The organism is Streptomyces sp. NBC_00878 (assembly GCF_026341515.1).
GTDB lineage: Bacteria > Actinomycetota > Actinomycetes > Streptomycetales > Streptomycetaceae > Streptomyces.
Genome location: NZ_JAPEOK010000001.1, coordinates 678,600 through 704,130, shown reverse-complemented (window position 1 = coordinate 704,130; position 25,531 = coordinate 678,600). Strand labels below are relative to the sequence as shown.

Sequence of the window (25,531 nt, the reverse complement as noted above, 5' to 3'; positions counted from 1 at the left end):
CCCTCACGCTTTCTTCACGACTCCGAGGCCGCGCGGAAACAAATCTGCACCCGCTCGACGTTGTCGATCTCCTAGCCGAGGAGGGGAAGGTGTCGAGCCTGAAGCTGTTCCTCACGACGAAATGCGGCGTGGCCGAGGTCACGCCGCGTCTTGCTGACGTCGAGGCCGATGTACAGAGCCTCATCGAGGCGCACATGGAGACGATGCTGGGGGTGCGCTTCCTGGCGAGCGAGTTCGTGATCGACTGCGTCGACGGCGGACGGATCGACTCGCTCGGGATCGACGAGAACGGCGCCCCGGCGATCGTCGAGTACAAGCGGGGTACGGATGCCGGAGTGATCGACCATGGCCTGTACTACATGTCGTGGCTCATGGCCCACAAGGACACCTTCCGGGGCCTGGTCCGCGACCGGCTCGGAGTCTCGGCCGCGTCCCAGGCCCTGTGAGCGCACCGCGGCTGATCTGTGTCGCCGGCGATTCCACCCGCTACGACGCGCACGCTGTACGCGAGCACCGGTGCAGCATCGACCTGGTCCGCTACCGGTACTTCGGCAACGAGCACTTCGGTCTTGAGACCGTGGTTCGGAGTGGATGGCCGGCTCTCGCTTCGGTGAGGTCGTGGGCTACGACGGGGCCCCGCTGGCTGCTCCTGAACTCCCGCCCGTGCCGCTCAAACCGCGCGGACTGGTGCGCTGACCTGGCGTTCCAGCTCCAGTGCAGGCCTCTGACCGAGGGACAACGCCATGTTCTCGTTTCTGCTGTGACCAGCGAAAACGTTGGGCCCTGTGGAAGGCGAAGGTGTGCTGGTCCTGGATGGGTCTGGATCTTCAGGTGTCAGCCGTCTCAGCGAGTGAGGTCGAGCGCCGCGCGGACGATGCTGTCGGCGTCGACGCCATGGTGGCGGTAGACGTCCTCAAGGGAGCCGGACTGCCCGAACCGGGTCACGCCGAGCGCTGTGGTCGGCACCCGGTTGACGGTGGCCAAGAACGTGAGGGTGTGTGGGTGCCCGTCCAGAACGGTGACCAGCGGTGTGGCGCGATCCGCCGGGAAGACCTGGTCGAGGATCCACGACTCTGCCGCCTCATGACCCTGCCGTGCCCGGACGGCCCGATACAGCAGATCGGGGCTGGTCACGCAGATCACGTCCGCGGCGATGCCGGCCTGCTCCAACCGCTCGGCGGCGGCCAGGGCTTCCGGCACGAGGGCGCCCATGGCCGCGATGCTCAGGGCCGGTGCCTCGGTCCGGCGCAGCAGGTAGGCGCCGGCCACCACCTGGCGACGCCGTCGCTCGCGGGCCGCGGGATCCGCGGGCATGGAGGCGAGTGACTGGTCGACCGGCCGGGTGGAGGTCCGTAGATAGGCCGAGCAGCCGTCGGGCCTACCGAGGTTCGCCAGGGCGGCCAGCAGGGTCCACTCCGTGTCGAGGACGAAGGCCGGCTCGTAGCTGACGCAGCCGGGTTGTTCGAGGCCGATGGACGGTGTCTTGATCGATTGGTGCGCCCCTCCTTCGGGGGCGAGCGAGACCCCGGACGGGGTGCCGATCAGGATCGACTGCCCGCCCGCGTAGATGCCGTACGACCAGGGTTCCAGGGCGCGTTCCACGAACGGGTCGTAGAGCACCCCGATGGGCAGGAGGGGCTGGCCCCACCGGCTCCAGGTGGCGCCCAGTTCGCCGAGCAGACCGACCAGGTTGACCTCGGCGATGCCCAGCTCGATATGTTGCCCTGTGGGCCTTTCACGCCAGTGGAGGATGGTCTCGCGGTCGTCGGCGAACCAGTTGGGGCGTTCGGTCGCCGACCACACGCCGACCTTGTTCACCCAGCCGCCCAGGTTCGTGGACGACGAGACGTCCGGGCTGACCGTGACGACTCGCCTGGCCGCTTCGGGTGCTTCCCGGGCCAGGTCGAGCAGGGCCCGCCCGATCGCGGCCTGCGTCGTCGCCACCCCTGACGGGGTCCGGCCCATGTCCACCGGCAGGTCCGGCGGGGCAAGTCGAGGGCTTTCCTGCCGGTGCAGGCGCCGCGCGGTGCGCAGGCACAGCGCTTGTGCGGGGCTGCCGTCGGGGAAGGGCCGCCAGGGATCGGCCGGATCGGCCCCGACACGTGCGGCCATGTCGCGCAGCTGCTCGTCGGTGAGCAGGGCCGAGTGGTTCTGCGGATGCCCCTTGGTCGCCAGGCCATGTCCCTTGATCGTGTAGGCGAAGATCACCGTCGGGCGGGAGTCGTCGATCGTGGAGAACGCCTCGTCCAACGCGTCCAGGTCGTGACCTGCCAGATCGGCGATCGCGGCGAGCAGTGCCTCATCGTCCAACTGGGCTGCCAGGTCGGCGATCTGCCCGCCGCCCGGCCCGGTGCCGGGCAGCCGCTGCCGCAGCTCGGATGCTCCGCAGCGCAGAAGCCGCTGATACTCGGGATTCGGCATCGTGTCGATGCGGTGCCGCAGTTCGTCGCCACCCGGGCGGGTGAAGAGTTCCTGGAGCAGCCGACCGTACTTGAGGGTGATCACCTGCCAGCCGGCGGCGGTGAACATGCCCCGCAGCTTGTCGGCCGCGATGTCCGGCACGACCCGGTCCAGCGACTGGCGGTTCAGGTCGACGACCCATACGAGCTCGCCGAGTCCGGCGACCGCCGGATCGAGCACGGCCTCCCACACCGCGCCCTCGTCCAGTTCCGCGTCACCGAGCAGCGAGTACTGGCGTCCGGTACCCGCCCCTCCGGTCAGGCCGTCCACGTACCGGCGGGAGAGCGCGCCCCAGATCGGGGCCGTGGCCCCGATGCCGACCGAGCCGGTCGAGTAGTCGACGGGATCCGGGTCCTTCGTTCTGCTCGGGTAGCTCTGCAGTCCCCCGAAGTCGCGCAACCTGGTCAGGTAGGCGGAGTCGAGCTCGCCCAACAGGTGGTTGATCGCGTGCAACACCGGCGAGGCATGCGGCTTGACCGACACCCGGTCCTCCGGACGCAGATGCCGGAACCACAGCGTCGTCATGATCGACACCATCGACGCCGATGACGCCTGGTGCCCGCCCACCTTCACGCCCGACTCGTTCGGGCGGACCCGGTTCGCATGGTGGATCATGGCCGTCGACAGCCAGAGCACCCTGTTCCGCACCTCGTACAGCAGGTGGTTCTCGTCCGTGACTCCGGGCGGACTGATCGTCGGACTGCTCACTTGGTGCACCATCCTCTTCAGGTAGTTCGGGGCTCGTGTCACGATGCGGCGTCGAGCGCCTTCGACAGGTCGGAGAGCAGGTCGTCGGGGCTCTCGATACCGGCGGAGAGGCGCAGGACGTCGGGGTCGTCGACCGAGTCCACCAGGCTCACGACATCACCGAAACTGGTGGCCCTGACGAACTGCGTGAACGCGTCGTACACCGCGGCCTTCCGCTCCGGCTCGTGCAGCGCGAAGGAGAGCATCCCGCCGAAGTGGCGCCCGCCCGTGAGTCGGCAGGCCAGCTCGTACGCCGGTGCGCTCGGGAGCCCCGGGTAATGGACCACGCTCGTCGCTTCATGGGCTTCGGCGAGTTCGGCGAGCCGCAGTGCGGTGTCACTCGCCCGGGCCACTCGCAGTTCGAGGGTGCTGATCCCCTCGATGACAGCAGCGGCATTGTGCGGGGTGATGATCGTTCCGAGTCTGCGGCGCAAGGAGGCAACCGCGTCCATGGCAGGCCCGCTGCCCGCCAACGTACCGGCCAGTACCCGGCCGTGTCCGGCCAGGTACTTGGTCGCGCTGTGGATGACGAGGTCGGCGCCGAGCTCCAGCGGCCGGAACAGCACCGGGGTGGCGAAGGTGTTGTCCACCACCACCAGGGCATCGTGATCGTGCGTGATCGAGACGATCGACTCCATGTCGAGGACGTCGAGCCGCGGGTTGGTGAACTCCTCGAAGAACACCGCGCGGGTGGCGGGTCGGAATGCCGCCTCAAGCGCCGCCAGATCTGTCAGGTCGACGAACGTCACCTCGCATCCGAAGTCCGGCAGGTCGTGCGTCAGCCACTCCCGGCTGTTGACGAACAACTGGTCGGACGCGATGAAGTGGCCGCCCCGGCGACCCAGCGCGAGCAGCGCCGTGGTGATCGCCGCCATCCCCGAGGAGAAGGCCAGGGCGCGTGGCGCCGAGTCGATCGAAGCCAGCGTCTCTTCGAGAGCGGCGACGGTCGGGTTCTGGACCCGGGAGTAGTAGCCGTGCACCATCGGGTCCCGCACGGTCCGCTCGTGGGAGGCCATGTCCGCCATGGCGAAGGACGCGGTGTCGAAGACCGGGGTCGCGACCGCTCCCAGCGGGTTCGCTCCCCGGCCGTGCACCAGCCTTGTCGCGAGCCCACGCTCGTCGTGGTTCATTCAGGCCCTTTCCGCTGGTACGGGCTGCCCACCAGGGGGCGTGAGCAGTGCCGGTACGTCCACGACGCCGCCGGCGGCCTCGAACTCGGCGCGGCTGCGCTCCCGGAGCCCGGGATCGGTGAGGTAGTCGAGCGCGGTCAGGGCCAGGGCCACTGCCCCGTCGACGACCGCCCGGTCGCCCGGCTCCGAGCCGGCGTACTCGGCGAAGTCGGCGGTGTGCAGGGCGACTTCCGGCGGGGCGATGGCAAGGGTGGGGTGGATCGCCGGGACACGCAGGCTGATGTTGCCGAGGTCGGTCGAGACCTGAGCTCCCCCCGTCGGCCCAAGGGTGCGCCCGCGGCCGGCAAGATGCGCTCCGAAGCGGGTGGCGAGCGCGTCGTTGCCACGTACCGGCAGACACGGCTGGATCCGGTCCCACACCGTTTCGAGTTCGGTCTCCGTGGTCAGCGCGGCACTCTCGAAAATGCGCTGGACCCGCTCGCCCAGCGCAAGCAGTGAGTCGAGCTCAGGTGACCGGATCAGCAGCCGCAGCGAGGCTCTCGCGGGCACGACGTTCGCGGCCTCGCCGCCCTCCGTGATGACTCCGTGGACGCGGTCGGTCTGCGGGATGTGGTGACGCAGGGCGGCGATCCCCAGGTACGCGGCGACGACGGCGTCGAGCGCGTTGCGCCCTGCCTCGGGCCGGGCCGAGGCATGAGCCGGAATCCCGTGGTAGGTCACCTCCACCGAACGCAGCCCGAGGGCGGCGAAGTCGATGCCGTCGTGATGGGCGGGGTGGAGCATGATCGCGGCGTCGATCCCGTCGAAGGCACCGGCACGGGCCATGATCTCCTTGCCGGAACCGTTCTCCTCGGCGGGAGTGCCGAGGAGAACGACCGAGCCACCCGTGTCACCGATCACGTCGGCCAACCCGAGAAACGCCCCGGCCGCCGCCGCGGCGATGACGTTGTGCCCGCAGCCGTGGCCGACGCCGGGAAGCGCGTCGTACTCGGCCAGGAGCGCGATCCGCGGCCCGTCCGGATTCCCGGCCGACGCCTGGAGCGACGTCTCCATACCGTGCACGCCGACGCTCGCTTCACTGCCGTGCGCCCTCACCAACTCGGCCAGGGCGGCGACCGATCGGTGCTCGGCGAACCCGAGCTCGGACAGACGGTGGATCTTCCTGCTCAGCGCCACCAGCTGGGGAGCGAGCGCCTCGATGCGGTCGGTGACCTGCCGCGCCCGCTTGTCCTGCGCCATCACAGCACCTTTCCCAGGAAGGAGCGGGTGCGTTCGTGGGTCGGCGCGCCGATGACCTGGTCCGGCGGCCCCTGTTCGATGATGCGTCCTTCGCTCAAGAAGACCGCGGTGTCGGCCACTTGACGGGCGAACCCCATCTCGTGCGTCACCACGATCATCGTCATCCCCGACGCGGCCAGGTCACGCATCACGTCGAGCACCTCACCGACGAGTTCGGGATCGAGCGCGGACGTGGGCTCGTCGAAGAGCATCAGCTCCGGCTCCATCGCCAGCGCCCGGGCGATGGCGACGCGCTGCTGCTGGCCGCCGGAGAGATGGCTCGGGTAGGCGTCCTGCTTGGTTCCCAGACCGACCCGTTGAAGCAGCCCTTCGCCGCGCTCGACCGCGACATCCCGGCTCTCCTTCTTCACCCGCATCGGCGCCAGGGTCACGTTCTCCAGGACCGTCATGTGCGGAAACAGGTTGAACTGCTGGAACACCATGCCGATCCGGGACTTGCGTTCCGCGACAGCCGACGGGCGCGCCTCGTGCAGACGTCCCCGCACGAGATCGGAACCGACCAGCCGGCCGCCGACGAGGATGTACCCGCGGTCCACGGTCTCCAGGTGATTGATACAGCGCAGGAACGTGGACTTGCCCGAGCCGGAGGCCCCCAGCAGGCAGACCACCTCACCGCGTTCGACCGTCAGGTCGATCCCCTTCAGCACCTCCAGTGCTCCGAAGCTCTTGTGCACGTCGTGGGCCTGGACGACCGGCCGGGTCTCGGTGCCTGAGCTCATCACGCTTCCCCCACTCGGGTCAGGCTGCGTCCGAACCGCTTCTCCAGGCGCGCCTGGAGAAGGGTGAGCAGTGTGGTCAGGACCAGGTACCAGATACTCGCGACGATCAGCATGGGGATCTGCAGGTAGTTGCGCGAGTAGATCTGTGTGACCGACTCGAGCAGGTCTCCGACGCCGATGACCAGCACGACCGAGGTCATCTTCAGCATCGAGATGAACTGGTTCCCGATCGGCGGGATGATCGCCCGCATCGCCTGCGGCAGTACGACGAACCGCAGCGTCGCGAGGCGTCCCAGGCCCAGTGCGTCCGCGGCCTCCGACTGCCCGTGCGGCACGCTGAGCAGTCCGCCTCGGACGATCTCCGCGACGTACGCGGCCTCGTTGAGCCCGAGCGCGAGGATCGCTGCCGCGAAGATCGGGATCACCGTGTTCGTGTCCCAGCTCACGAGGAACCCACCGCCCGGGACGCCGATTCCGATCCGGGGGAACAACGAAGCCGCGAACCCCCAGAACAGCACCTGGACGAGCACCGGTGTGCCGCGGAAGAACCAGATGTACAGGCCGGCTGCGTTGCGGGGCAGGGCGCTCTCCGAACGCCGCATCACGGCGAGCACGACCCCGCCGACGATGCCGACGAGCATCGCGGCGACGGTCAGCTCCAGTGTCACGGCAATGCCTTCGAGTACGCCGACGTCGAAGAGGTAGCGCCCGACCGTCGGCCAGTCGAAGCCGGGGTTGGTGAACAGGATCGCGATGGTGAACCCGGCGAGCACCAGGATCGTTCCACCGGCGATCATCCGCCCGACTGAGCGGCGGCGGACCAGTTCGTGCTCAGCTGCCGCGACAAGGGCTGTCACGTCCATGCTGTCGTCACCCGAACGTGTGTCGGTGCGGGTACGCCCCTTCTCGCCGGCGCTCGTCGAGGCGCTCCCGCTCATGACGCCACCACATTGACCTGCGACTTCTTCACCGCCGCATTCGCTATGTCCCAGCGCTCGAGGATCTTCGTGTACGTCCCGTCGGCGATCAGCCCGTTGTAGAACGCCGTCAGCGCCGCCGCGAGCTTCTCCTCGTCCTTGGGCACGGCCACCCCGGCCTCCGCGGGACTGAGCAGGATGGTGTCCACGGACTGGAACAGATCCGGCTGGAGCTTCGCCTGGTAGGCGACCGCCGAGTTGTCGGCGAGCATCGCGTCGGCACGCCCGGTGGCGACCGCTTGGTTGACGTTGCTCTGCTGCGGCACGATCATCGGCTTGACCTTGGACTTGCCCGCCTTCGCGCACTCTTCCTGGAGGCTGTCCATGTTCCCCTGAGCCTGTGCCGTGCCGGTCTGCGCGGCGACCGTAAGCCCGCACAGGTCGAGCGACTTCTTGATCCCCTTGGGGTTGCCGGCCTTCACCAGCGCGGACGTACCTTCGTTGAGGTAGCTGACCAGGTTCAGGACTTCAGTGCGCTCCTGGGTAACCGTCCACGCCGACCAACTGGCGTCGAATCGGTGCGCCTTGAGACCAGCGAGCATGCCGTCGAAGGGCACCTCCACCCATTCGACCCGCAGTCCGGTCCGAGCCGTGAGGGCCGCGGCGAAGTCGGCACCGACGCCGATGATCTCCCCCGAGGAGCTTTTGAAGGCGCTGGGCGGATAGTTGGGGTCGGCCGCGAGCCGCAGTACGCCACTCTTGCGTACGCCGTCCGGGAACTTCCCCAGCAGCGCCGAGTCCACCGCGCTCTTCACCTTGAGCGGCGCGGCGGGCAGACCAGCCTTCGTGGGCTGCGCGCCGGTACTGGTGCTGTCGTTGTTGCTGCATGCACTCATCCCGAGCACCGCCAGCGCGACACCTGTCGCGGCGATCCCGTGCAGAACTTTCATCTGCCGACTCCTGTGTTGATCCCTGACAGGCGTAAGCACCCACCAGGAGCTACGGAAGCATCATACTTATGATGCATTCGGAGCATAGGTATGATGCATTTCCCTGACAAGACCTCGCCGTCACGATCACTTGGGGCAGTGCCGCCGTCACGGTAAGTGGCGTTCCGGGGCGCAGTGTCGGGCGCGAGGGACAGAGCGAGGAGATCAAGTGGGCAGGCTCAGCGACCAGGTCGTGGCACGGCTGCGGCGGGCGATCGTGCACGAGGAATACGCGCCGGGCAGTCGGATGCCCACAGCGGAAGCCCTGTCGGATTCGCTCGGGGTTTCCCTCAGTGTCGTGCGCGACGCCTTGCGAACCCTGTCCTCCATGGGGCTCGTCGAGGTCCGGCAGGGACACGGGATCTTCGTCTCGGTGCCCCGGGACGACATCGTCACCACCGCCCTGACGCTCCGAATGCAGCGATCAGGCGTCACCATCGGGGAGGTCCTCGCCGCCCGCATCACTCTTGAGTCCACGCTCGCTGCCGAGGCCGCGCGTGTCTGTGACGATGAGGCCTTGCGCATGATGCGCGGACACTTGCGGCGCTTTGAGGACGGGGTCCGGGCCGAGGACTGGCCGACAGCGCACGACGAGCACCTGCAGTTCCACCTGTCGATCATCAAAGCGCTGCGACTGCCCGCGCTGGAGCTGCTGATCGAACCGCTGCAGGAGCTCATCATCGTCAGCTCCATCCCCCCGGACCCGGAGAGCGGGGAGCAGTGGGGCATCGGATCGCACGACCAGATCGTCGAGGCACTGGAGGCCAGGGACCCCGAGGCCGCGCGGACCGCGGTGCGTGAACACTTCCGGTACGCGCACTCGCTCCCGTACCGCGACTACGGAAAGACGCTCTTCCGCGACGCCAGGTCCGCGCTGGAGGAGCGTGCCGAGTCGGGCCACGAACTGTCTTCCTGACAAGCCGCGTACGGACGGTGGTGACGAGGCGTCCGACGGGATGCCTTGTCGGCATTTCCGTTCTGCACCGAAGGGGCCGCCACGTGGGTGTGCCGTCCGTACGGAGCTTGGCGCGCCGAACGGGCCGTCGTGCCCCTTGTGTTGGTCAACGGGGTGTTGGCCACTTGGTGGAGCGGAGGCAGTTGTTCCGGTGCCCGAGTCGGGTTCCAATGCCCGGTTTGCGGGTGGAGGAAACTATGAATGTGAGAATTCGCTGAACATCCTGTGAGCACATCCGTATCAAGGGTCAGTTTCGCTCACACCGGAAGTCCCGCCGGTTCCGAGGAAGTTCAGAGAGGCCTGATGAGACGCAACACGCGAAAGAAGTCGAAGACCACCGTTCGGGTGGTGGGCGCGGCGGCCGCACTGGCCATGGGGGCCGGCGGACTCGTCGCGGCCAACATCTACGCCTCGGCCGGTGAAACCGGCGCTTCGAAGGGCTCGGCCCAGAATCAGGCTCTCGCGGCCGGATCCTCCACCATCGACTGCCCCGACGTGGGCCAGCAGTTGAAGGCGGTTCCCGCCCAGGCCAGGACCCAGGTCGACAAGGAACTGGCCCTGCTCGACAAGCAGGTGTCCGAGGCCTACCAGCGCCTCTCCACCTCCCAGCGGGCGATTCAGCAGGACGCCAACTTCGCTCAGAACGCCATCGTGAATCCGCTGAAGGACAAGCGGAAGGCGACGATCGACCGGATCGTCACCGCCATCGGCCGTGTGGGCACCAAGCCGCAGGGCCTTGAGGCGCTGGCGCCCTGTACGTTGCGCGCCACCGGCAACCAGCCCGCCGCCAGTCAGCCGGCCTCGGCTCAGCCTGCCTCCGGCCAGCCCGCCTCGGGTCAGCCCGCCGCAGGTCAGCCCGCCGCCGGTAACGGGCCCGTCGCCGCCGACTACGTGGACATCACCAAGGTCCGCCGCAACGTGAGCACACCGCGCAAGTCGTCGAAGGCGTCCAGGGGCACCTTCGTCACCAAGTGCGGGGTGAACGCCAACAAGCTGTACAACAGCGACAACGTCATCGTCGCGCCCGGTGTCACCAACGGCGCCCACCACGTGCACGACTACATCGGCAACCAGGACAACGACGCCTTCACCAGCGACCAGGACTTCCTCAAGGCCAACACCAGCTGCAAGAACAAGGGCGACAAGTCGTCCTACTACTGGCCGGTGCTGCGCCTGCAGGACGGCACCAAGGAGTTCGACGCCGACCGGCTGGGCGGCGGGGCCGAAGGCAACACCGGCCGCATCCTGACGGCCAAGCAGGCCACGCTGGACTTCGTGGGCAGCCCGCGCGGCAAGGTCGTGGCGATGCCGCAGCTCCTGCGCATCATCACCGGTGACGCCAAGGCGTTCACGAACGGCCCGACCAACGCCAACGCCTCCTGGAGCTGCACGGGCTTCGAGAGCAAGGTGCAGCTGAAGGACAAGTACCCCCTCTGCCCGTCGGGCCGGGACGTGGTGCGCACCTTCAAGTTCCAGAGCTGCTGGGACGGTTCCAACATCGACAGCGCCAACCACCGTACGCACGTGGCCTTCGCTGACGCCAAGGGCAACTGCCCGACCGGCTTCAAGGCCATTCCGCAGCTGGTTCAGCGGCTCGTGTACGACGTGGACGCGCCCAGCCTGAAGGACAACGGGAAGACCCGGCCCTTCTTCTCCCTGGACGGGTTCCCCGAGCAGGCGCACAAGCCGATCACGGACCACGGTGACTTCATCAACGTGTTCGACCAGAAGGTGACGAACAAGATGGTGCAGTGCATCAACTCCGGACGCAGGTGCAGCTGATCCCGAACAGCGGGTCTAGTCAGCGGTAGGCAGGGGTGGGCGTCGTACGAACGGCGCCCACCCCGCCGCGTTCGCACCCACCCCGGCGCTTTCGGGGCGCCAAGGGAGCCGACGGCCTAGGCTTCCGGTCGGCACCGGCACCCACCCCAGGAGCGCACACCGTGTTCGACCCCGCACCCGAGCTTCCGTACCCCGACGGCCACCGGCCGAACGAGGCGCCGGCGCCGCACGCACTGCTCGAACCCGTGCTCGGCCTCCTGGGTTCGTGGCGCGGCCGGGGCCAGGGCGGGTATCCGACGCTCACGGGGGACTTCGCGTACGCGCAGGAGGTGACCTTCAGTCACGACGGCCGCCCCTTCCTGCGTTACGAGGCCAGGGCCTGGCTGCTCGACGCCGAGGACGCTCCGCTGCGTCCGTCGGCCCGGGAGAGCGGCTGGTGGCGGCTCCAGCCCGAAGGCAGGGTGGAGGCGCTGATCACCCAGCCCACCGGCATCGCGGAGATCATGGTCGGCCGTGCGACCGGCCGCGTGGTCGACCTCTCCACCCACGAGGTGGCTCTCGCCCCCACCGCCAAGAAGGTCGGCGCCACCCGCCGCCGCTACACGTTGACCGACGACGACACGCTCACGTTCGAGCATGACCTGGAGGCGGTCGGCCAGCCGCTGCAACACCATCTCTCGGCCCTGCTGCGACGCGAGGGTTAGAACGACGAACGGCTCCGCTCACGCGGAGAGCGCGCCCTACGCGGCGGACTCCGCCGGGCGTGGCACGAGCCGCATCGTCGTGGAGCTCGCCTCGGGGCCGGTGATGGCCTTGACGATGTTCGCCGCGTAGTGGCCGTACTTCGCGCGGTAGGCCGCGTCGACCTCGTCGTTGAGCGCGGAATCGGCGTCGACGAAGGTCACGTCCCTGTCCACGCCGCCGGCCTGGACGCGGCCCTGCCGCCGGACCCTGGTGCTCCGGTACCAGGCGGCCGAGGGCCCGTTGACGGACCGTACGCAGATGTCGTCGCCGACGCGGACGACCCAGATGGTCCGCCAGCTGCCCGACGTCCCGTCGCGCCGCAGGGAGACAACGTGCAGCTCCTCGGCGTTCCCGATCCGGGCGAGCTCGTCGTTCCGCCATGCCGTCATCGCTGGGCCTCCTTGTCGCTACCGGTGTGCCGGCTCCGGAATCAGACTCACCGCCGCGACCGGCACCGGCAACAGCACGGCGCTCAATGGGCTGACGTCCGGTCGGCGGGTGCCGCGGAGGCGGAGCCCCGGGACATGGGGAGCGGAGAAGACCTGCTCAGCGGTCAATATCCCTTCTCCCAGCGGTAGTTCACGGTTCACCGTGCAGCACTCTGGCGGGCCGAGATCACCTGGGCTACCGTCGGTAACACCTTGCCGTCGCAGCGGCATCTTCGGCGTCTCCCGCCCCCTCCGCACCTCCTCCGGAAGGCACCCCATGGAGAATTCAGCAGCCTCGGCCGCCATCACGCGCCGCCGCGCCCTGGCGGTGGCGGGCGGTGCGCTCGCCGCTACCGCCCTCGCGCAATCGGCGGGTACCGCCTTCGCCGCCTCGTCGTCGGACGCGGACGCGATCGTGGTGGGCGGCGGGCTCGCCGGGCTGGTCGCCACGGCGGAGCTGGCCGCGGCGGGCCGCAGAGTACTGCTCCTCGACCAGGAACCGGAGACGAACCTCGGCGGACAGGCGTTCTGGTCCTTCGGCGGTCTGTTCCTCGTCAACTCCGACGAGCAGAGACTCATGGGCATCAAGGACACCCATGAGCTGGCCTGGCAGGACTGGCTGGGCACGGCCGGCTTCGACCGTGACATCACCGACCCGAAGGGCCAGGACCACTGGGCCTACAAGTGGGCCGAGGCGTACGTGGACTTCGCCTCCGGTGAGAAGCGTTCCTGGCTCGCGGGCCTCGGGGTGCAGTGGTTCCCGATCGTCGGCTGGGCCGAGCGGGGCGGCGGTCTCGCGGACGGACACGGCAACTCGGTGCCCCGCTTCCACGTCACGTGGGGCACGGGACCAGCGGTCGTCGAGCCGTTCGAGAAGAAGGTGCGGGCCGCGGTCGAGAGCGGGAAGGTGACCTTCAGGTTCCGCCACCGCGTCGACGGGCTCGTGACCACGGGCGGTGCCGTCACGGGCGTACGCGGCGCGGTCCTGGAGCCGAGCAGCGCCGCCCGCGGCAAGCCCAGTTCCCGCACGGTCGTCGGCGAGTTCGAGCTGCGCGCGCCGGTCGTGATCGTCACCTCCGGCGGTATCGGCGCCAACCACGATCTCGTACGGCAGAACTGGCCGGCCCGTCTCGGCACCCCGCCCAAGACCATGATCACCGGCGTGCCGGCCCACGTGGACGGCCGCATGCTCGCGATCACCGAGAAGGCGGGCGGCCGGATCGTCAACCCGGACCGCATGTGGCACTACACCGAGGGCCTCAGGAACTACGACCCGATCTGGCCGGGCCATGGCATCCGCATCCTGCCCGGCCCGTCGTCCATGTGGTTCGACGCCACCGGCAAACGCTTCAGCGCGCCCGACATGCCCGGCTACGACACCCTCCACACGCTCAAGTCGATCACTGACACCGGGTACGACTACTCCTGGTTCGTAACCACCCAGAAGATCATCGCCAAGGAGTTCGCGCTCTCCGGCTCCGAGCAGAACCCGGACCTCACCGAGAAGAACATCTGGATGCTGCTGTCCCGCATCTGGCAGACCCCGGAGCCGATCGAGAAGTTCAAGAAGAACGGCGTGGACTTCGTCGTCGCCACGACCCTGTCCGAACTCGTCCGCGGCATGAACAAGTTGACCGGGGACGGCCTGATCGACCTGGCCGATCTCCAGCGGCAGATCGACGCACGCGACCGGGAGATGGACAACCCCTACTCCAAGGACGCCCAGGTCATGGGCATCCGCAACGCCCTCGCCTACCCCGGGGACACCCTCAGCCGCACGGCAGCCGCCCACAAGATCATGGACTCCAGCGCCGGACCACTGATCGCGGTACGCCTCAACATCCTCACCCGCAAGACCCTCGGCGGCCTCCAGACCGACCTCTCCGGCCGGGTCCTGAACGCGGCCGGAGAAGCCGTACCCGGTCTGTACGCGGCGGGCGAGGTCTCCGGTTTCGGCGGAGGCGGCGTCCACGGATACCGCTCCCTGGAGGGCACGTTCCTCGGCGGCTGCCTGTTCTCCGGCCGCACGGCGGGGCGGGCGGCGGCAGCGGCGACCGCGTCCTGACGGCCGACAGCGTCCGGACGGTGACCGCGTCCTGACGTCGACGCGGTGCGTGGTGATGGCCGCCGTCGTCGTCAGCCGGTGACGTGGGCCGGGCGCCGTGCAGGGCGCCCGGCCAGCAGCCGAAGGCATGCCACCGGACGGTCGCGTACCGGGCGTTGGGCGACCGAGGCGCCGCGGGCCGTCACCGACTCCAGGCGCTGGTGGTGCAGGTCCAGGATGAAACGCGTCAGCCGCCGGTGCTCCTCGGAGCAGTGCTCCAGGATCACGGTGGCCTCGCGGAGGGAGGCGCGCGCCGCCTCGACCGTGGCCGCGACCAACGCGCGGACTCCGGGCAGGTCGCGGCCCGTTTCGAGGTCGGAGCGCGTGATGCCGTGCCGGTCGAGATCGCTCACGGGCAGGTACAGGCGCCCGCCGCGCAGGTCCTCCGACAGGTCGGTGAGGATGTCCGTGCGCTGGGCGGCGTCGGCGAAGAGACGGCAGGACGCGGCGAACTCGGCGCTCCCGCCCCCGAGATGGGCCAGCCCCGACGTGATCATCAGGAACGGCCAGGTGAGCTGCTCCACATACCGCTGGTAGTCGGCCTCGGTCGCGAACCCGGCGAAGTCGAGGTCGATCCGCGCACCCTCCAGGTACGAGTCGACCCAGCGGCGCGGCAGTTCACGCTCCGCCGCGGTGTGCAGGAACGCCCGCAGCAGGGGATGTTCGGCGTTTCCCGTACTGAGCGCCGTATCCACCTGCTCGGCCCACGCGTCATAGCGCCGCGTGCGTTCCTCGACCGTCCCCTGGTCGCAGACGTCGTCGGTGAACGACGCGAACGCGTAACCGGCCAGCACATGAGGCTGATGGGAGGCGGGCACCAGCAGTCGCACCGCCAGATAGCCGGCCGGCTCCCGCCGCCGCATGAACCGCGCGACCTTCATGTAGTCGTCGCGCAGAGCGCCCTGGTGCGCCCCTGCCGATTCCAGACAACTCCGCCAGGTCCGCACGTACATCTCCCACGCGATGGTCACTTTTCATAACTAAAGAACGCGCAGGCTATCAGCCACGGATGACGAGCGACTCACCGGCGGCGACGTAGGGTGAACGCCGCGCCCGCCGTGATCAACAGGCCCGCCGCACCGCCCGCGACGAGAGGCAGGGCCAGTGCTTGGCTGTCGTCGCCGGAATTGGGGGAGGAGACTGCCTGGCCGGGTGCGTCGGTCACGGTGTCCGACGGTTCCACGGGGGCGCCGGTGGTGGCATCGGCCGGGGACGCCGACGGAGTGGGATCGGCCGTGGCCTCCGTGGGGTCGGCCTTCGTCGGCGTCGCTGCGGGCTTCTTCGTGGCGGAGCCGGCGGCCCCGCCCTCCCCGGCCCCGGCATTGTCCGTCGCCCCGGGGAAGACCACGTCCGAGCACGAGTAGTACGTGTCCGGCGTGCTCGTGTTCTGCCAGATCGTGTAGAGCAGCTGACGGCCCGTCCGGTCGGACGGCAGCTTGGCCTTGATCCGGTAGGCGCCGTTCACGAGCGCCGGGTCGGTGGCCGTGGCGAACGGCTGCGACGGCAGGTCGGACCACTTGAGGGGCTTCGTCGGGTCGTAGCCCTGCTTGGTCAGGAACAGCTTGAACGTGCCCGTGTGCGGAATCGTCGACCGGTACGTGAGCGTCAAGTTCGCCCCGGCGGTCATCCGCGTCGCCGGCCAGTCGGCGCGGGCCAGGTCGAGGCCCCGGTAGGCGGACAGGCCACCGCTGCACAGCTTGCCGTCGGGAACGACCTGGCGGTCCCGGCCGTTCACGCCCGCGATACGCAGATTGTCGAAAGCCGCGATACCGGAGGCGACGGCGGCCTGACACACCGCCGACCCCGCCTGCTGCCCGCCGTCGGGGGAGCAGGCCACCACCCGGCTCACGGGGTCCGTCGGCGCCCCGTGCGCGGCGGCGGGCCCGGCGGCCCACACCGCGAGCAGGAGCGGGGCCGTCCCGACGAGGGCGGCGGTGCGGTGTGCGGTCATGGGTCGGGTCCTCCTAGCACGGCGAACGGGTCGGGCCCGTTGCCCCACAAGTACGGGGATCACGCGACACCCGTTCAACACCCCCCGTACGGGCGATCAATACGCGCCACCCGGCGCCCGCGCGGCTGGAATGGACCCGTGACCGCGCCCCCGGACGACTGCCTCGCGCGCAACGAGTGGATCTGCGGCGAATACCTCAGCTCCCGCCGCGACATCCTCCTCGACGCGGTCGGCCAGCACCTCCAGCTGACGGCGCTCTCCGTCCTCATCGGTCTGGCTCTCGCCGTGCCGCTGGCCGTGCTGGCGCGCCGGTGGGGCTGGGCGGCGGGCCCGGTGCTAGGGGGTGTTTCGAAAGTCCCGCACAGCACCCACGGCGCCCGGCACGCGCCCCCACCCTCGAACCGGCTTCGCCCGGCTCGGGCGGGGGGACCCCCTTCGCCGCACCGGCCGAAAGCCCAAGTACGTCCAGTACGAGGGCTTTCGGCCGGCACGCCGAGAGCACGCACCGGACACCGCGGGCACCGCACAGGACTTTCGAAACACCCCCTAGCCGTGACGACGGTCCTCTACACGATCCCGTCGCTGGCCATGTTCTCGCTGCTCCTGCCCGCGTACGGGCTGTCGCCGGCCCTCGTCGTCGCCGGGCTCGTCCTGTACTCGCTGACCCTGCTCGTCCGGAACATCCTGGCCGGGCTGCGCGCCGTACCCGAGGAGACCCGGCAGGCGGCCCGCGGCATGGGATACGGGCCCATCAGGCTCCTGCTCACGGTGGAGCTGCCGCTCGCCCTGCCCGCCGCCATGGCCGGGCTGCGGATCGCCACCGTCTCGGCGGTGTCGCTGGCGACGGTCGGCGCGATCGTCGGCTTCGGGGGACTCGGCAACCTCATCTACTCAGGTATGAACACCTACTTCAAGGCGCAGGTCCTCACCGCGTCCGTACTGTGTGTCGTCATCGCCGTCGCCGCCGATCTGCTGCTGCTCGCCCACGAGCGTCGGCACGGTCGCCGTGTTGTCGAGGACGGTCCGGTGCGGGAAGAGGCCGACCTGCTGGATGACGTATCCGATCCGGCGCCTGAGCTTCACGGGGTCCACTGCCGCGATGTCCTCGCCGTCCATGAGGATTCGGCCGGACGTCGGCTCGATGAGGCGGTTGACCATCATCATGGTCGTCGTCTTGCCGCAGCCGGACGGGCCCACGAGCGTGACGAGTTCACCCTCGGACACCTCGAAGGAGAGGTCGTCCACGGCTGTCGTACCGTCCGGATAGCGCTTGGTGACCTGCTCGAACCGGATCATGACTTCACGCTAATCGCGTCCGTCACTCCCCGCTCACCAGCACCACCTCAAGGGTGCGTGGACCGTGCACCCCCTCGACCCGGTCGAGCTCGATGTCACTGGTCGCGGACGGGCCGGAGATCCAGGTCAGCGGGCGTGTCGGGTCGAGGCGCTCCAGCCCCTGGGGGACCGAGGACACGACCTGATCGGGGACGCGTACGACACAGATGTGGTGGTCCGGGACCAGGGTGATCCGGCGGCGGCCCTGGTCCGGGCCGCCGTCCAGGACGATGGTGCCGGTCTCGGCGATGGCGACCGCGCACGCGGTGACCACGCTGGCGACGCGGTCCAGTTCGGCCGGGGTGCTGTCGAGCCGGTCCGGGACCTGCGCGACATCGGTGGCCGCGAGCCACCGAGGGTCCAGCCCCGCCGGTACGACGACCGACGTCGAGCCCCGCGCGGTCAGCAGCCCCGCGATCGTCGCCGCCAGCCCGTCGGCCGCGCAGCGGTGCACGAGCGCGCGGTAGTCCGCCAGATTCTCCGCGAGCAGATCCACCGTCTCCGCGACACGCCGGTCCCCGTGCTCGCGAAGATACCCGCGCTCGAAGGCCTGGTCGTACGGCGTGTCGTCCTGTGGCACGTCCGCGAGCGCGCGCCGCACCCGGGCGAGGATCAGGTCCCTGCTGCTCACTTCGACGCGTCCTTTCCTCCGTGCGTCCGCTGCCACCAGTCGCGGAACGGCTCCGCGGGAACCGTCGGCAGCGCCCGGGTCTCGCTCCACGCCTTGCCTGGACCGGGCAGCGTCCGCGGATGGAAACGACGGGTCCGGGACGCGAACCGCTGGCCGGTGCGCAGCGCGCCCGGGTGGCCGAAGGCCCACTTCGCCGCGCGCATCGCCGCCCGCTCGGCGGCATGCCCCTTCGCGGGCTTGAGCACGACCTTGGCGCCGTCCCGGGTCACGGGGCCGCCCTCGACGACCCGTTCCCGCAGATGCACCAGCACCTCCGGGATGTCGATGGCCACCGGGCAGACGTCGTAGCAGGCGCCGCACAGCGAGGAGGCGTACGGGAGTGAGGCGTCGATCTCGCTCTGCGTGCCCCGGAGTTGGGGGCTGAGGATCGCGCCGATCGGGCCCGGGTAGACCGAGCCGTACGCGTGTCCGCCCGCCCGCTCGTACACCGGGCAGACGTTGAGACACGCCGAGCAGCGGATGCAGCGCAGAGCCTGGCGGCCGACCTCGTCGGCGAGCGTGTCGGTGCGGCCGTTGTCGATGAGGACCAGATGGAAGGTCTGGGGACCGTCCTCGTCCGTCGTGCCTGTCCAGGTGGAGGTGTACGGGTTCATGCGCTCGGCCGTCGAGGAGCGGGGGAGTGTCTGGAGGAAGACCTCCAGGTCCTGCCAGGTCGGCACGATCTTCTCGATGCCGACCACCGAGATCAGCGTCTCGGGCAGGGTCAGACACATCCGGCCGTTACCCTCGGACTCCACGACGACCAGTGTGCCGGTCTCGGCGACCATGAAGTTGGCGCCGGAGATGCCGACCTTGGCGCGCAGGAACTTCTCGCGGAGGTGCAGGCGCGCGGCCTCGGCCAGTTCGGCGGGCGTGTCGGTCAGGCCCTCCGGCGCCGGGCGGCCCCACTCGCTCATCTCGCGCGCGAAGATGTCACGGATCTCGCCGCGGTTGCGGTGGATGGCCGGGACGAGGATGTGGGAGGGCCGGTCCTTGCCCAACTGCACGATGAGTTCGGCGAGATCGGTCTCGTAGGCGTTGATGCCCTCTGCTTCCAGCGCCTCGTTGAGGCCGATCTCCTGCGTGGCCATCGACTTGACCTTGACGACCTCGCGCTCGCCGGTCGCCTTGACGAGATACGTCACGATCCGGTTGGCCTCGTCCGCGTCGGCGGCCCAGTGCACGGTGCCGCCGGCCGCCGCGACCGACTCCTCCAACTGGATCAGATATTGGTCGAGATGACGGAGTGTGTGGTCCTTGATCTGCTTGCCGGCCTCGCGCAGCTCGGCCCAGTCGGAGACCTCGGCGACCGCGTTCGCGCGCTTGGCGCGGATGGTGTGGGTGGCGTGGCGCAGATTGCCGCGCAGGGTCTGGTTGTGGACGGCTTCGTGCGCGGCCTTCGGAAAGGACGGCATCCCGACGAAAGTCCCACCGTTCATGCGCCGGTCTCCGCTCCGCTGTGGCTGTTCATGCCGACGGCTCCTCTTCCGTGCTCGCCAGGATCTCCGCGATGTGCACCGGACGCATGTCCGTCCTGAGCCGGGTCATGGTGCCGCCGATGTGCATGAGACAGGAGTTGTCGGCGGCGCACAGCACCTCGGCGCCCGTCGACTCGGCGTTGCGCACCTTGTCGGCCCCCATCGCCGCCGAGACATCGGAGTTCTTGACGGCGAAGGTGCCGCCGAAGCCACAGCACTCGCTCGCGCCGGGCAGCTCCTTCAGCTCAAGTCCCTTGACGGACTGGAGCAGTCGGCGCGGCCGGTCGCCGAGCCCGAGGCTCCGCAGCCCGTGACAGGTGGGGTGGTACGTGACGGTGTGCGGGTAGTACGCGCCCACGTCAGTCACCCCGAGCACGTCCACCAGGAACTCGGTGAGCTCGTACGTCTTCGGCACGACCGGCGCGAGCGTGGCCGCGAGGGTGTTCCCGCGGCCCTCGGCGCGTGCCCGTTCGCCCATCCGTGGATAGAGCTCCCGCACCATCGCGCCGCACGACCCGGAGGGGGTCACGATCGCCTCGTATCCGCCGAAGACATCGGAGAAATGCCGGGCCATCGGCTCGGCCTGGTGACGGTACCCGGTGTTGTAGTGCGCCTGTCCGCAGCAGGTCTGCGCCATCGGGAAGTCGACATCCACGCCCAGCCTGGTCAGCAGTTTCACCACGGCTCGGCCGGTGTCCGGATAGAGCGTGTCGTTGACACAGGTCAGGAACAGAGCGACACGCATCGCGGCTCCTTGGGGTCGATCATCGGATGAGTGCACAGTACGCGGCGCTGGCTTCGCGGGGAATGAGGTTGCCCTCCGCGCGGGGTGCCGTTTCCGGTCCGCCGATTCCTGGAAGCGCCGTTCGGGTCTGCGGGCCGCATGTGGCTGGTCGCGCAGTTCCCCGCGCCCCTTTGGGGCGCGTCATCTGGCCGCGAGCCGGGCCTCGGCCGCTTCCCATGCCGCGGTGGAGTCCCGCGGCTCGTAGCGGGTCAACTGCTGCGTGCGCGCCAGCAGTTCGCGCATCGATGTGCGGTCGCCGACCAGGCCGTGGGTTCGGGCCTGGACGAGTACGTTGCCCAGGGCCGCGGCCTCCGTCGGGCCCGCCACCACCGGGAGGCCACAGGCGTCGGCGGTCAGTTGGCACAGCAGGGCGTTGCGGGTGCCGCCGCCGACGATGTGGACGACGTCGACCGGGTGGTCGGCCAGCCGCTGCGCCTGGGTGATCGCGCGGCGGTGGGCGAGGGCGAGCGAGTCGAGGATGCAGCGTGTGAACTCGGCGGGCGACTCGGGCACGGGCTGCCCCGACTCCCGGCACGCGTCGGCGATCCGGGACGGCATCCGGCCGGGAGCCAGGAAGGCGGCGTCGCCCGCGTCCACGACGGACCGCAGCGACGGCACCTCGGCGGCGGCTGCCAGGAGCTCCCCGAGATCGGGGTGCCCCCAGTCCCGTACGCACTCCTGGAGCAGCCAGAGCCCCATGATGTTCCGGAGATAGCGGACCGTGCCGTCCAGGCCCAGCTCGTTGGTGAAGTTGGCCTCGCGGCTTGCCTCGGTGAGGACCGGCGCCGCCAGCTCCAGGCCCGCCAGGGACCAGGTGCCGGTGCAGATGTACGCGAAGCGCTCGCCGCCCACCGCCGGGACCGCGGCCACCGCGGAGGCGGTGTCGTGCGAGCCGACCGTCGTGACCGGGACCGGACCGGTCAGCCCGGTCTCGTCCAGCACGGCATGCTGGAGCAGGCCCGCCGGATCCCCGGGCCGCCGCAGGGGCGCGAAGAGCGCCAGGTCGATACCGAGGCGCTCCGCTACGTCGTACGACCAGTCGCGGGTGCGCGGGTCGATCAGTTGCGTGGTGGAGGCGTTGGTGAGCTCCGTGCCCGGCTCGCCCGTGAGCCAGTACGTCAGCAGGTCGGGGATGAGCAACAGGCGGTGCGCGTACGCCAGTTGGGACGTGGAACGGGCGGCCACCAGCTGGTACAGCGTGTTGAAGGGCGCGTCCTGGAGCCCGGTCGCCGCGTACAGCTCGGCGGCGGGCAGGGTGGCCCGCACCTTCTCCGCGACGCCCTGGGTGCGGGTGTCGCGGTAGTGCACCGGGTTGCCGAGCAGCGCCCCGTCGGCGTCGAGCAGGCCGTAGTCCACGGCCCAGCTGTCGATGCCGACCGAGTCGACCTGCCCTGCCGCGCGCAGCCCGTCGAGGACCCCCGCGTACAGCGCGAGGATGTCCCAGCGCAGCCCTTCGGGCGTCCGTACCGGCCGGTTCGGGAAGCGGTGCGCCTCCGTCAGTTCCAGCGAGTCGGGGCCCACGCGGCCGACCATGACGCGCCCGCTGGACGCGCCGAGGTCGACCGCGGCATACGACTTCACAGCCGCCTCCTGAGGTTCACTGTCGCCTCCTGAGTCACGTTCGTCACCGGAGGAACGCGGCGGCGACGCCCGCGTCGACCGGGATGTGCAGACCGGTGGTGTGCGTGAGGTCGCCGCCCGTCAGGGCGAAGACGGCATTCGCCACGTGCTCGGGCAGCACCTCGCGCTTGAGGATGGTCCGCTGGGCGTAGAACTCGCCGAGCTTCTCCTCCTCGATGCCGTACGTGGCCGCGCGCTGCGCACCCCAGCCGCCCGCGAAGATCCCGGAGCCGCGGACGACCCCGTCGGGATTGATGCCGTTGACCCGGATCCCATGCCCGCCCAACTCGGCGGCCAGCAGCCGCACTTGATGGGCCTGGTCGGCCTTGGTGGCGGAGTAGGCGATGTTGTTCGGACCGGCGAAGACCGCGTTCTTGGACGCGATGTAGATGACGTCCCCGCCCAGGCCCTGCGCGATCATCACCCGGGCCGCCTCGCGCGAGACGAGGAAGGAACCGCGGGCCATGATGTCGTGCTGGAGGTCCCAGTCCTTCGCCGTGGTCTCCAGGAGCGGCTTGGAGATGGAGATGCCGGCGTTGTTCACGACCAGGTCGACGCCGCCGAAGGCGAGCACCGCGGTCTTGAAGGCCTCCGTGATCTGCTCCTCGGAGGTCACGTCGACGGTGACGGCGACGGCCTTGTCGGGACCGCCGAGCGCGGTGGCGACGTCGGCGGCGTTCTCCGCGTTCAGGTCCGCGATCACCACGCACGCGCCCTCGGACACCAGCCGCTCGGCGATCGCCTTGCCGATACCGCTGCCCGCGCCCGTCACCAGCGCCACGCGTGTGGCGAGCGGCTTGGGCTTCGGCATCCGCTGGAGCTTGGCCTCCTCAAGAGCCCAGTACTCGATGCGGAACTTCTCCGACTCCTCGATCGGCGCGTACGTCGAGACGGCCTCGGCCCCGCGCATCACGTTGATCGCGTTGACGTAGAACTCACCGGCCACGCGCGCGGTCTGCTTGTCCTTGCCGAAGCTGAACATGCCGACCCCGGGGATCAGCACGATCGCCGGATCGGCGCCACGCATCGCGGGGGAGTCGGGCAGGGCATGCCGCTGGTAGTAGGCGGCGTACTCCTCGCGGTATTCGGCGTGCAGTTCCTTCAGCCGGGCGATCGCCTCGTCCGGTTCGACGGTCGGCGGCAGATCGAGGACGAGCGGCCTGACCTTCGTCCGCAGGAAGTGGTCCGGGCAGGAGGTGCCGAGCGCGGCGAGCCGCGGGTGCTCGGCGCTCGCGAGGAAGTCGAGGACGACCTCGGAGTCGGTGAAGTGACCGACCTGCGGACGGTCCTGCGAGGCCAGCGACCGGATCACGGGCGCGAGGGCGGCGGCCCGCTCCCGGCGCTGGACGGCGCCGAGAGCCGCGTACCCCTCGACGACCGGACCGAACGGCTCCGCCTTTCCGCGCTCGGCGAGGAACTCCTCGGCGGTCCGGATGATGTGCAGCGAGTTCCGCTCGCACTCCTCGGCCGTGTCGCCCCAGGCGGTGATGCCGTGCCCGCCCAGGACGCAGCCGATGGCCTCGGGGTTCGCCTCCTTGACGGCGGCGATGTCCAGTCCCAGCTGGAACCCGGGCCGCCGCCACGGCACCCACACCACACTGTCCCCGAAACACTCGGCGGTGAGCTTCTCCCCGTCGGCGGCACAGGCGAGCGCGATCCCGGAGTCGGGATGCAGATGGTCCACATGGGCTGCGTCCACCAACCCGTGCATGGCCGTGTCGATCGACGGGGCCGCCCCGCCCTTCCCGTGCAGGCAGTAGTCGAACGCGGCGACCATCTCGTCCTCGCGCTCGACCCCCGGATACACGTCCTTGAGCGCCAGCAGCCGGTCGATCCGCAACACGGCGAGACCGGATTCGGTGAGGGTCCCCAGATCGCCCCCCGACCCCTTGACCCACATCAGCTCCACGTCACCCCCGGTCACGGGATCGGTGTCGGTGCCCTTCGCGGACGTGTTCCCGCCCGCGTAGTTGGTGTTCCGCGGATCAGCGCCAAGCCGATTGGACCGAGCAAGCAGAGCGACGGCTTCGGGATGGGGTGCCATGTTCCTAGTCCTTATTCGAAGAGTGTGCGTACGTGTGCTCGTGCCCCGCAGGGGCGCGGGGCTGCGACATATGCGGCTCTGCCGCGTGGGCGCGATCAGCCGAACTCAACCCGCGGTCCGCCACTGACCTGTAGTCCTACGGCGACTGGACCGGTCAAGCCCAGCGCAGCGGCTACGCCCCCCACCCCGCCTGCTGCCCACCTACCCGCTCCGCAGCGATCTTCTCCGCCCACCCGGAGCGGCGATACGCCGCCATCGGGTCCGCGTCCAACCCCAGCTCCTCACGAACCTCAGCCACCACCGGCCGCACATCCGTGTTGTACGCGTCCATGAGCACCGCGTTCGCCGCCAGCACATCCCCCGACCGCTGGGCGGCGACAAGAGCGTCGCGGTCCACCAGGAGCGCCTTCGCCGTCGCCTCCTGCACGTTCATCACCGACCGGATGATCGCCGGGATCTTCGCCTCGATGTTGTGGCACTGGTCGAGCATGAACGCCACATCCGCGGTGAACCCGCCCCCACGGATCACCTCGTACATGATCCGGAACAGCTGGAAGGGATCGGCGGCTCCGACCATCAGGTCGTCATCCGCGTAGAAACGCGAATTGAAGTCGAACGCCCCGAGCTTCCCCTCGCGCAGCAGCGTCGCGACGATGAACTCGATGTTGGTGCCCGGCGCGTGATGCCCGGTGTCGACCACGACCTGCGCCTTGGGCCCGAGCTTGAGGCAGTGGGCGTACGCCGTGCCCCAGTCCGGCACGTCCGTCGTATAGAAGGCGGGCTCGAAGAGCTTGTACTCCAGCAGCAGCCGCTGGTCGTCGCCGATCCGCTCGTACACCCGGGCAAGACCCTCGGCGAGCCGGTCCTGCCGCTCACGGATGTCGTCCTGGCCGGGATAGTTCGTCCCGTCCGCGAACCACAGCTTCAGGTCCTTCGAACCCGTGGCATCCATGATGTCGACGCACTCGAACAAGTGGTCGAGGGCCTTGCGGCGCACCGCCGCGTCCGGGTGGCAGATGCTGCCCAGCCGGTAGTCGTCGTCCTGGAACGTGTTGGAGTTGATCGCGCCGAGCTTGAGGCCGCGCTCCTCGGCGTGCTTGGCGAGCTCTGCGTATGCGTTGGAGCCCTCGACCCTGTCCCACGGAATGTGCAGCGCCACGGTCGGCGCGGCGCCCGTGAACTCGTGCACCTTCGCGGCATCGTCCAGCTTTTCGAAAGGATCGCGCGGGACTCCGGGCTGCGCGAACACCTTGAAGCGGGTTCCCGAGTTCCCGTACGCCCATGACGGCGTCTCTACAGCCTGGGTCTTGAGGGCGGCCTTCACCGCGGCAAGCTCGGTCACTTCAGGGCTCCTGTGACTTCGGTTGTGGCATCG

General features: G+C 69.4%; 20 protein-coding genes and 5 pseudogenes. 9 read left to right on the top strand and 16 right to left on the bottom strand.

What is annotated here, in order from left to right:
- Positions 1-89: 89 nt before the first annotated feature.
- Positions 90-580 (top strand): annotated as a pseudogene (locus OHA11_RS02745) (transporter); the annotation flags it as partial.
- Positions 581-585: 5 nt separating this feature from the next.
- Positions 586-696, top strand: a pseudogene (locus OHA11_RS02740) (pirin family protein); the annotation flags it as partial.
- Positions 697-843: 147 nt separating this feature from the next.
- On the opposite strand, the gene OHA11_RS02735 reads toward OHA11_RS02740, so the two are convergent.
- A complete protein-coding gene (locus OHA11_RS02735; RefSeq protein WP_266506896.1) occupies positions 844-3,075 on the bottom strand; it encodes a pyruvate dehydrogenase in 2,232 nt (743 codons plus the stop codon).
- On the opposite strand from OHA11_RS02735, the gene OHA11_RS02730 reads away from it, so the two are divergent.
- The gene (locus OHA11_RS02730; RefSeq protein WP_266507870.1) at positions 2,984-3,193 is read left to right on the top strand and encodes a hypothetical protein; all 210 of its coding nucleotides are present in this window, start codon (positions 2,984-2,986) and stop codon (positions 3,191-3,193) included. The two genes, OHA11_RS02735 and OHA11_RS02730, sit on opposite strands and share 92 nt — an antisense overlap.
- A 13-nt stretch (positions 3,194-3,206) precedes the next feature.
- Here the strand turns inward: OHA11_RS02730 and OHA11_RS02725 are convergent, their stop codons facing one another.
- Genes OHA11_RS02725 through OHA11_RS02705 form a run of 5 tightly spaced genes read right to left on the bottom strand, consistent with a single transcriptional unit; the run spans position 3,207 to position 8,222 of the window.
- Entirely contained in the window at positions 3,207-4,337 is a 1,131-nt protein-coding gene (locus tag OHA11_RS02725; protein ID WP_266491585.1) for a PLP-dependent aspartate aminotransferase family protein, read from the bottom strand.
- Positions 4,338-5,576 carry an amidohydrolase gene (locus OHA11_RS02720; RefSeq protein ID WP_266491583.1) on the bottom strand — a complete coding sequence of 413 codons (1,239 nt, stop codon included), beginning with the start codon at positions 5,574-5,576 and terminating at the stop codon, positions 4,338-4,340.
- Positions 5,576-6,355 (bottom strand): amino acid ABC transporter ATP-binding protein, encoded by a 780-nt coding sequence (locus tag OHA11_RS02715; RefSeq protein WP_266491581.1) that lies wholly within the window; start codon positions 6,353-6,355, stop codon positions 5,576-5,578. The genes OHA11_RS02720 and OHA11_RS02715 overlap by 1 nt, the downstream gene beginning before the upstream one ends.
- Positions 6,355-7,293: an amino acid ABC transporter permease gene (locus tag OHA11_RS02710; protein WP_266491580.1), complete on the bottom strand. Its 939-nt coding sequence runs from the start codon at positions 7,291-7,293 to the stop codon at positions 6,355-6,357. The genes OHA11_RS02715 and OHA11_RS02710 overlap by 1 nt, the downstream gene beginning before the upstream one ends.
- Positions 7,290-8,222, bottom strand: a complete 933-nt coding sequence (locus tag OHA11_RS02705) for an ABC transporter substrate-binding protein (protein WP_266491579.1) — start codon at positions 8,220-8,222, stop codon at positions 7,290-7,292. Before OHA11_RS02705 ends, OHA11_RS02710 begins: the two co-directional genes overlap by 4 nt.
- A 208-nt stretch (positions 8,223-8,430) precedes the next feature.
- On the opposite strand from OHA11_RS02705, the gene OHA11_RS02700 reads away from it, so the two are divergent.
- The 3 genes from OHA11_RS02700 (at position 8,431) to OHA11_RS02690 (ending at position 11,702) form a co-directional block, all read left to right on the top strand.
- On the top strand, positions 8,431-9,177 hold the full coding sequence (locus OHA11_RS02700) for a FadR/GntR family transcriptional regulator (RefSeq protein WP_266491578.1): 747 nt from the start codon (positions 8,431-8,433) through the stop codon (positions 9,175-9,177).
- A gap of 342 nt (positions 9,178-9,519) precedes the next feature.
- Positions 9,520-10,998, top strand: a complete 1,479-nt coding sequence (locus OHA11_RS02695; RefSeq protein ID WP_266491576.1) for a DUF1996 domain-containing protein — start codon at positions 9,520-9,522, stop codon at positions 10,996-10,998.
- A gap of 161 nt (positions 10,999-11,159) precedes the next feature.
- Complete coding sequence (locus OHA11_RS02690) at positions 11,160-11,702, top strand: FABP family protein (protein ID WP_266491574.1); 543 nt, start codon at positions 11,160-11,162, stop codon at positions 11,700-11,702.
- A 36-nt stretch (positions 11,703-11,738) separates the two neighbouring features.
- On the opposite strand, the gene OHA11_RS02685 is transcribed toward OHA11_RS02690, so the two are convergent.
- Positions 11,739-12,131, bottom strand: a complete 393-nt coding sequence (locus OHA11_RS02685) for a DUF2255 family protein (protein WP_266491573.1) — start codon at positions 12,129-12,131, stop codon at positions 11,739-11,741.
- Between the two features lie 316 nt (positions 12,132-12,447).
- Here OHA11_RS02685 and OHA11_RS02680 point away from each other — a divergent pair, with 316 nt between their 5' ends.
- On the top strand, positions 12,448-14,235 hold the full coding sequence (locus OHA11_RS02680) for an FAD-binding dehydrogenase (RefSeq protein ID WP_266491571.1): 1,788 nt from the start codon (positions 12,448-12,450) through the stop codon (positions 14,233-14,235).
- A gap of 71 nt (positions 14,236-14,306) precedes the next feature.
- Here the strand turns inward: OHA11_RS02680 and OHA11_RS02675 are convergent, their stop codons facing one another.
- Positions 14,307-15,245, bottom strand: coding sequence for a squalene/phytoene synthase family protein (locus tag OHA11_RS02675; protein ID WP_266491569.1), 939 nt, complete (start codon positions 15,243-15,245; stop codon positions 14,307-14,309).
- Between the two features lie 50 nt (positions 15,246-15,295).
- Positions 15,296-16,225 carry a lytic polysaccharide monooxygenase gene (locus tag OHA11_RS02670; protein ID WP_266491568.1) on the bottom strand — a complete coding sequence of 310 codons (930 nt, stop codon included), beginning with the start codon at positions 16,223-16,225 and terminating at the stop codon, positions 15,296-15,298.
- A gap of 138 nt (positions 16,226-16,363) precedes the next feature.
- On the opposite strand from OHA11_RS02670, the pseudogene OHA11_RS02665 reads away from it, so the two are divergent.
- A pseudogene (locus OHA11_RS02665) lies at positions 16,364-16,567 on the top strand (ABC transporter permease); the annotation flags it as partial.
- A gap of 204 nt (positions 16,568-16,771) precedes the next feature.
- A pseudogene (locus OHA11_RS02660) lies at positions 16,772-17,206 on the top strand (ABC transporter permease); the annotation flags it as partial.
- Here the strand turns inward: OHA11_RS02660 and OHA11_RS02655 are convergent.
- The 7 genes and pseudogenes from OHA11_RS02655 to rhaI form a co-directional block, all read right to left on the bottom strand.
- Positions 17,207-17,521, bottom strand: a pseudogene (locus tag OHA11_RS02655) (ATP-binding cassette domain-containing protein); the annotation flags it as partial.
- Between the two features lie 22 nt (positions 17,522-17,543).
- A complete protein-coding gene (locus OHA11_RS02650; protein WP_266491567.1) occupies positions 17,544-18,191 on the bottom strand; it encodes an LUD domain-containing protein in 648 nt (215 codons plus the stop codon).
- A complete protein-coding gene (locus tag OHA11_RS02645; RefSeq protein ID WP_266506895.1) occupies positions 18,188-19,645 on the bottom strand; it encodes a LutB/LldF family L-lactate oxidation iron-sulfur protein in 1,458 nt (485 codons plus the stop codon). The genes OHA11_RS02650 and OHA11_RS02645 overlap by 4 nt, the downstream gene beginning before the upstream one ends.
- Before the next feature lie 52 nt (positions 19,646-19,697).
- Complete coding sequence (locus tag OHA11_RS02640) at positions 19,698-20,453, bottom strand: (Fe-S)-binding protein (RefSeq protein WP_266491565.1); 756 nt, start codon at positions 20,451-20,453, stop codon at positions 19,698-19,700.
- 180 nt (positions 20,454-20,633) lie between these two features.
- Positions 20,634-22,073, bottom strand: a complete 1,440-nt coding sequence (locus OHA11_RS02635; RefSeq protein WP_266491563.1) for a rhamnulokinase family protein — start codon at positions 22,071-22,073, stop codon at positions 20,634-20,636.
- A gap of 43 nt (positions 22,074-22,116) precedes the next feature.
- Positions 22,117-24,156, bottom strand: a complete 2,040-nt coding sequence (locus OHA11_RS02630; RefSeq protein ID WP_266491557.1) for a bifunctional aldolase/short-chain dehydrogenase — start codon at positions 24,154-24,156, stop codon at positions 22,117-22,119.
- A 172-nt stretch (positions 24,157-24,328) separates the two neighbouring features.
- Complete coding sequence (gene rhaI / locus OHA11_RS02625; RefSeq protein WP_266491555.1) at positions 24,329-25,498, bottom strand: L-rhamnose isomerase; 1,170 nt, start codon at positions 25,496-25,498, stop codon at positions 24,329-24,331.
- Positions 25,499-25,531 lie beyond the last annotated feature (33 nt).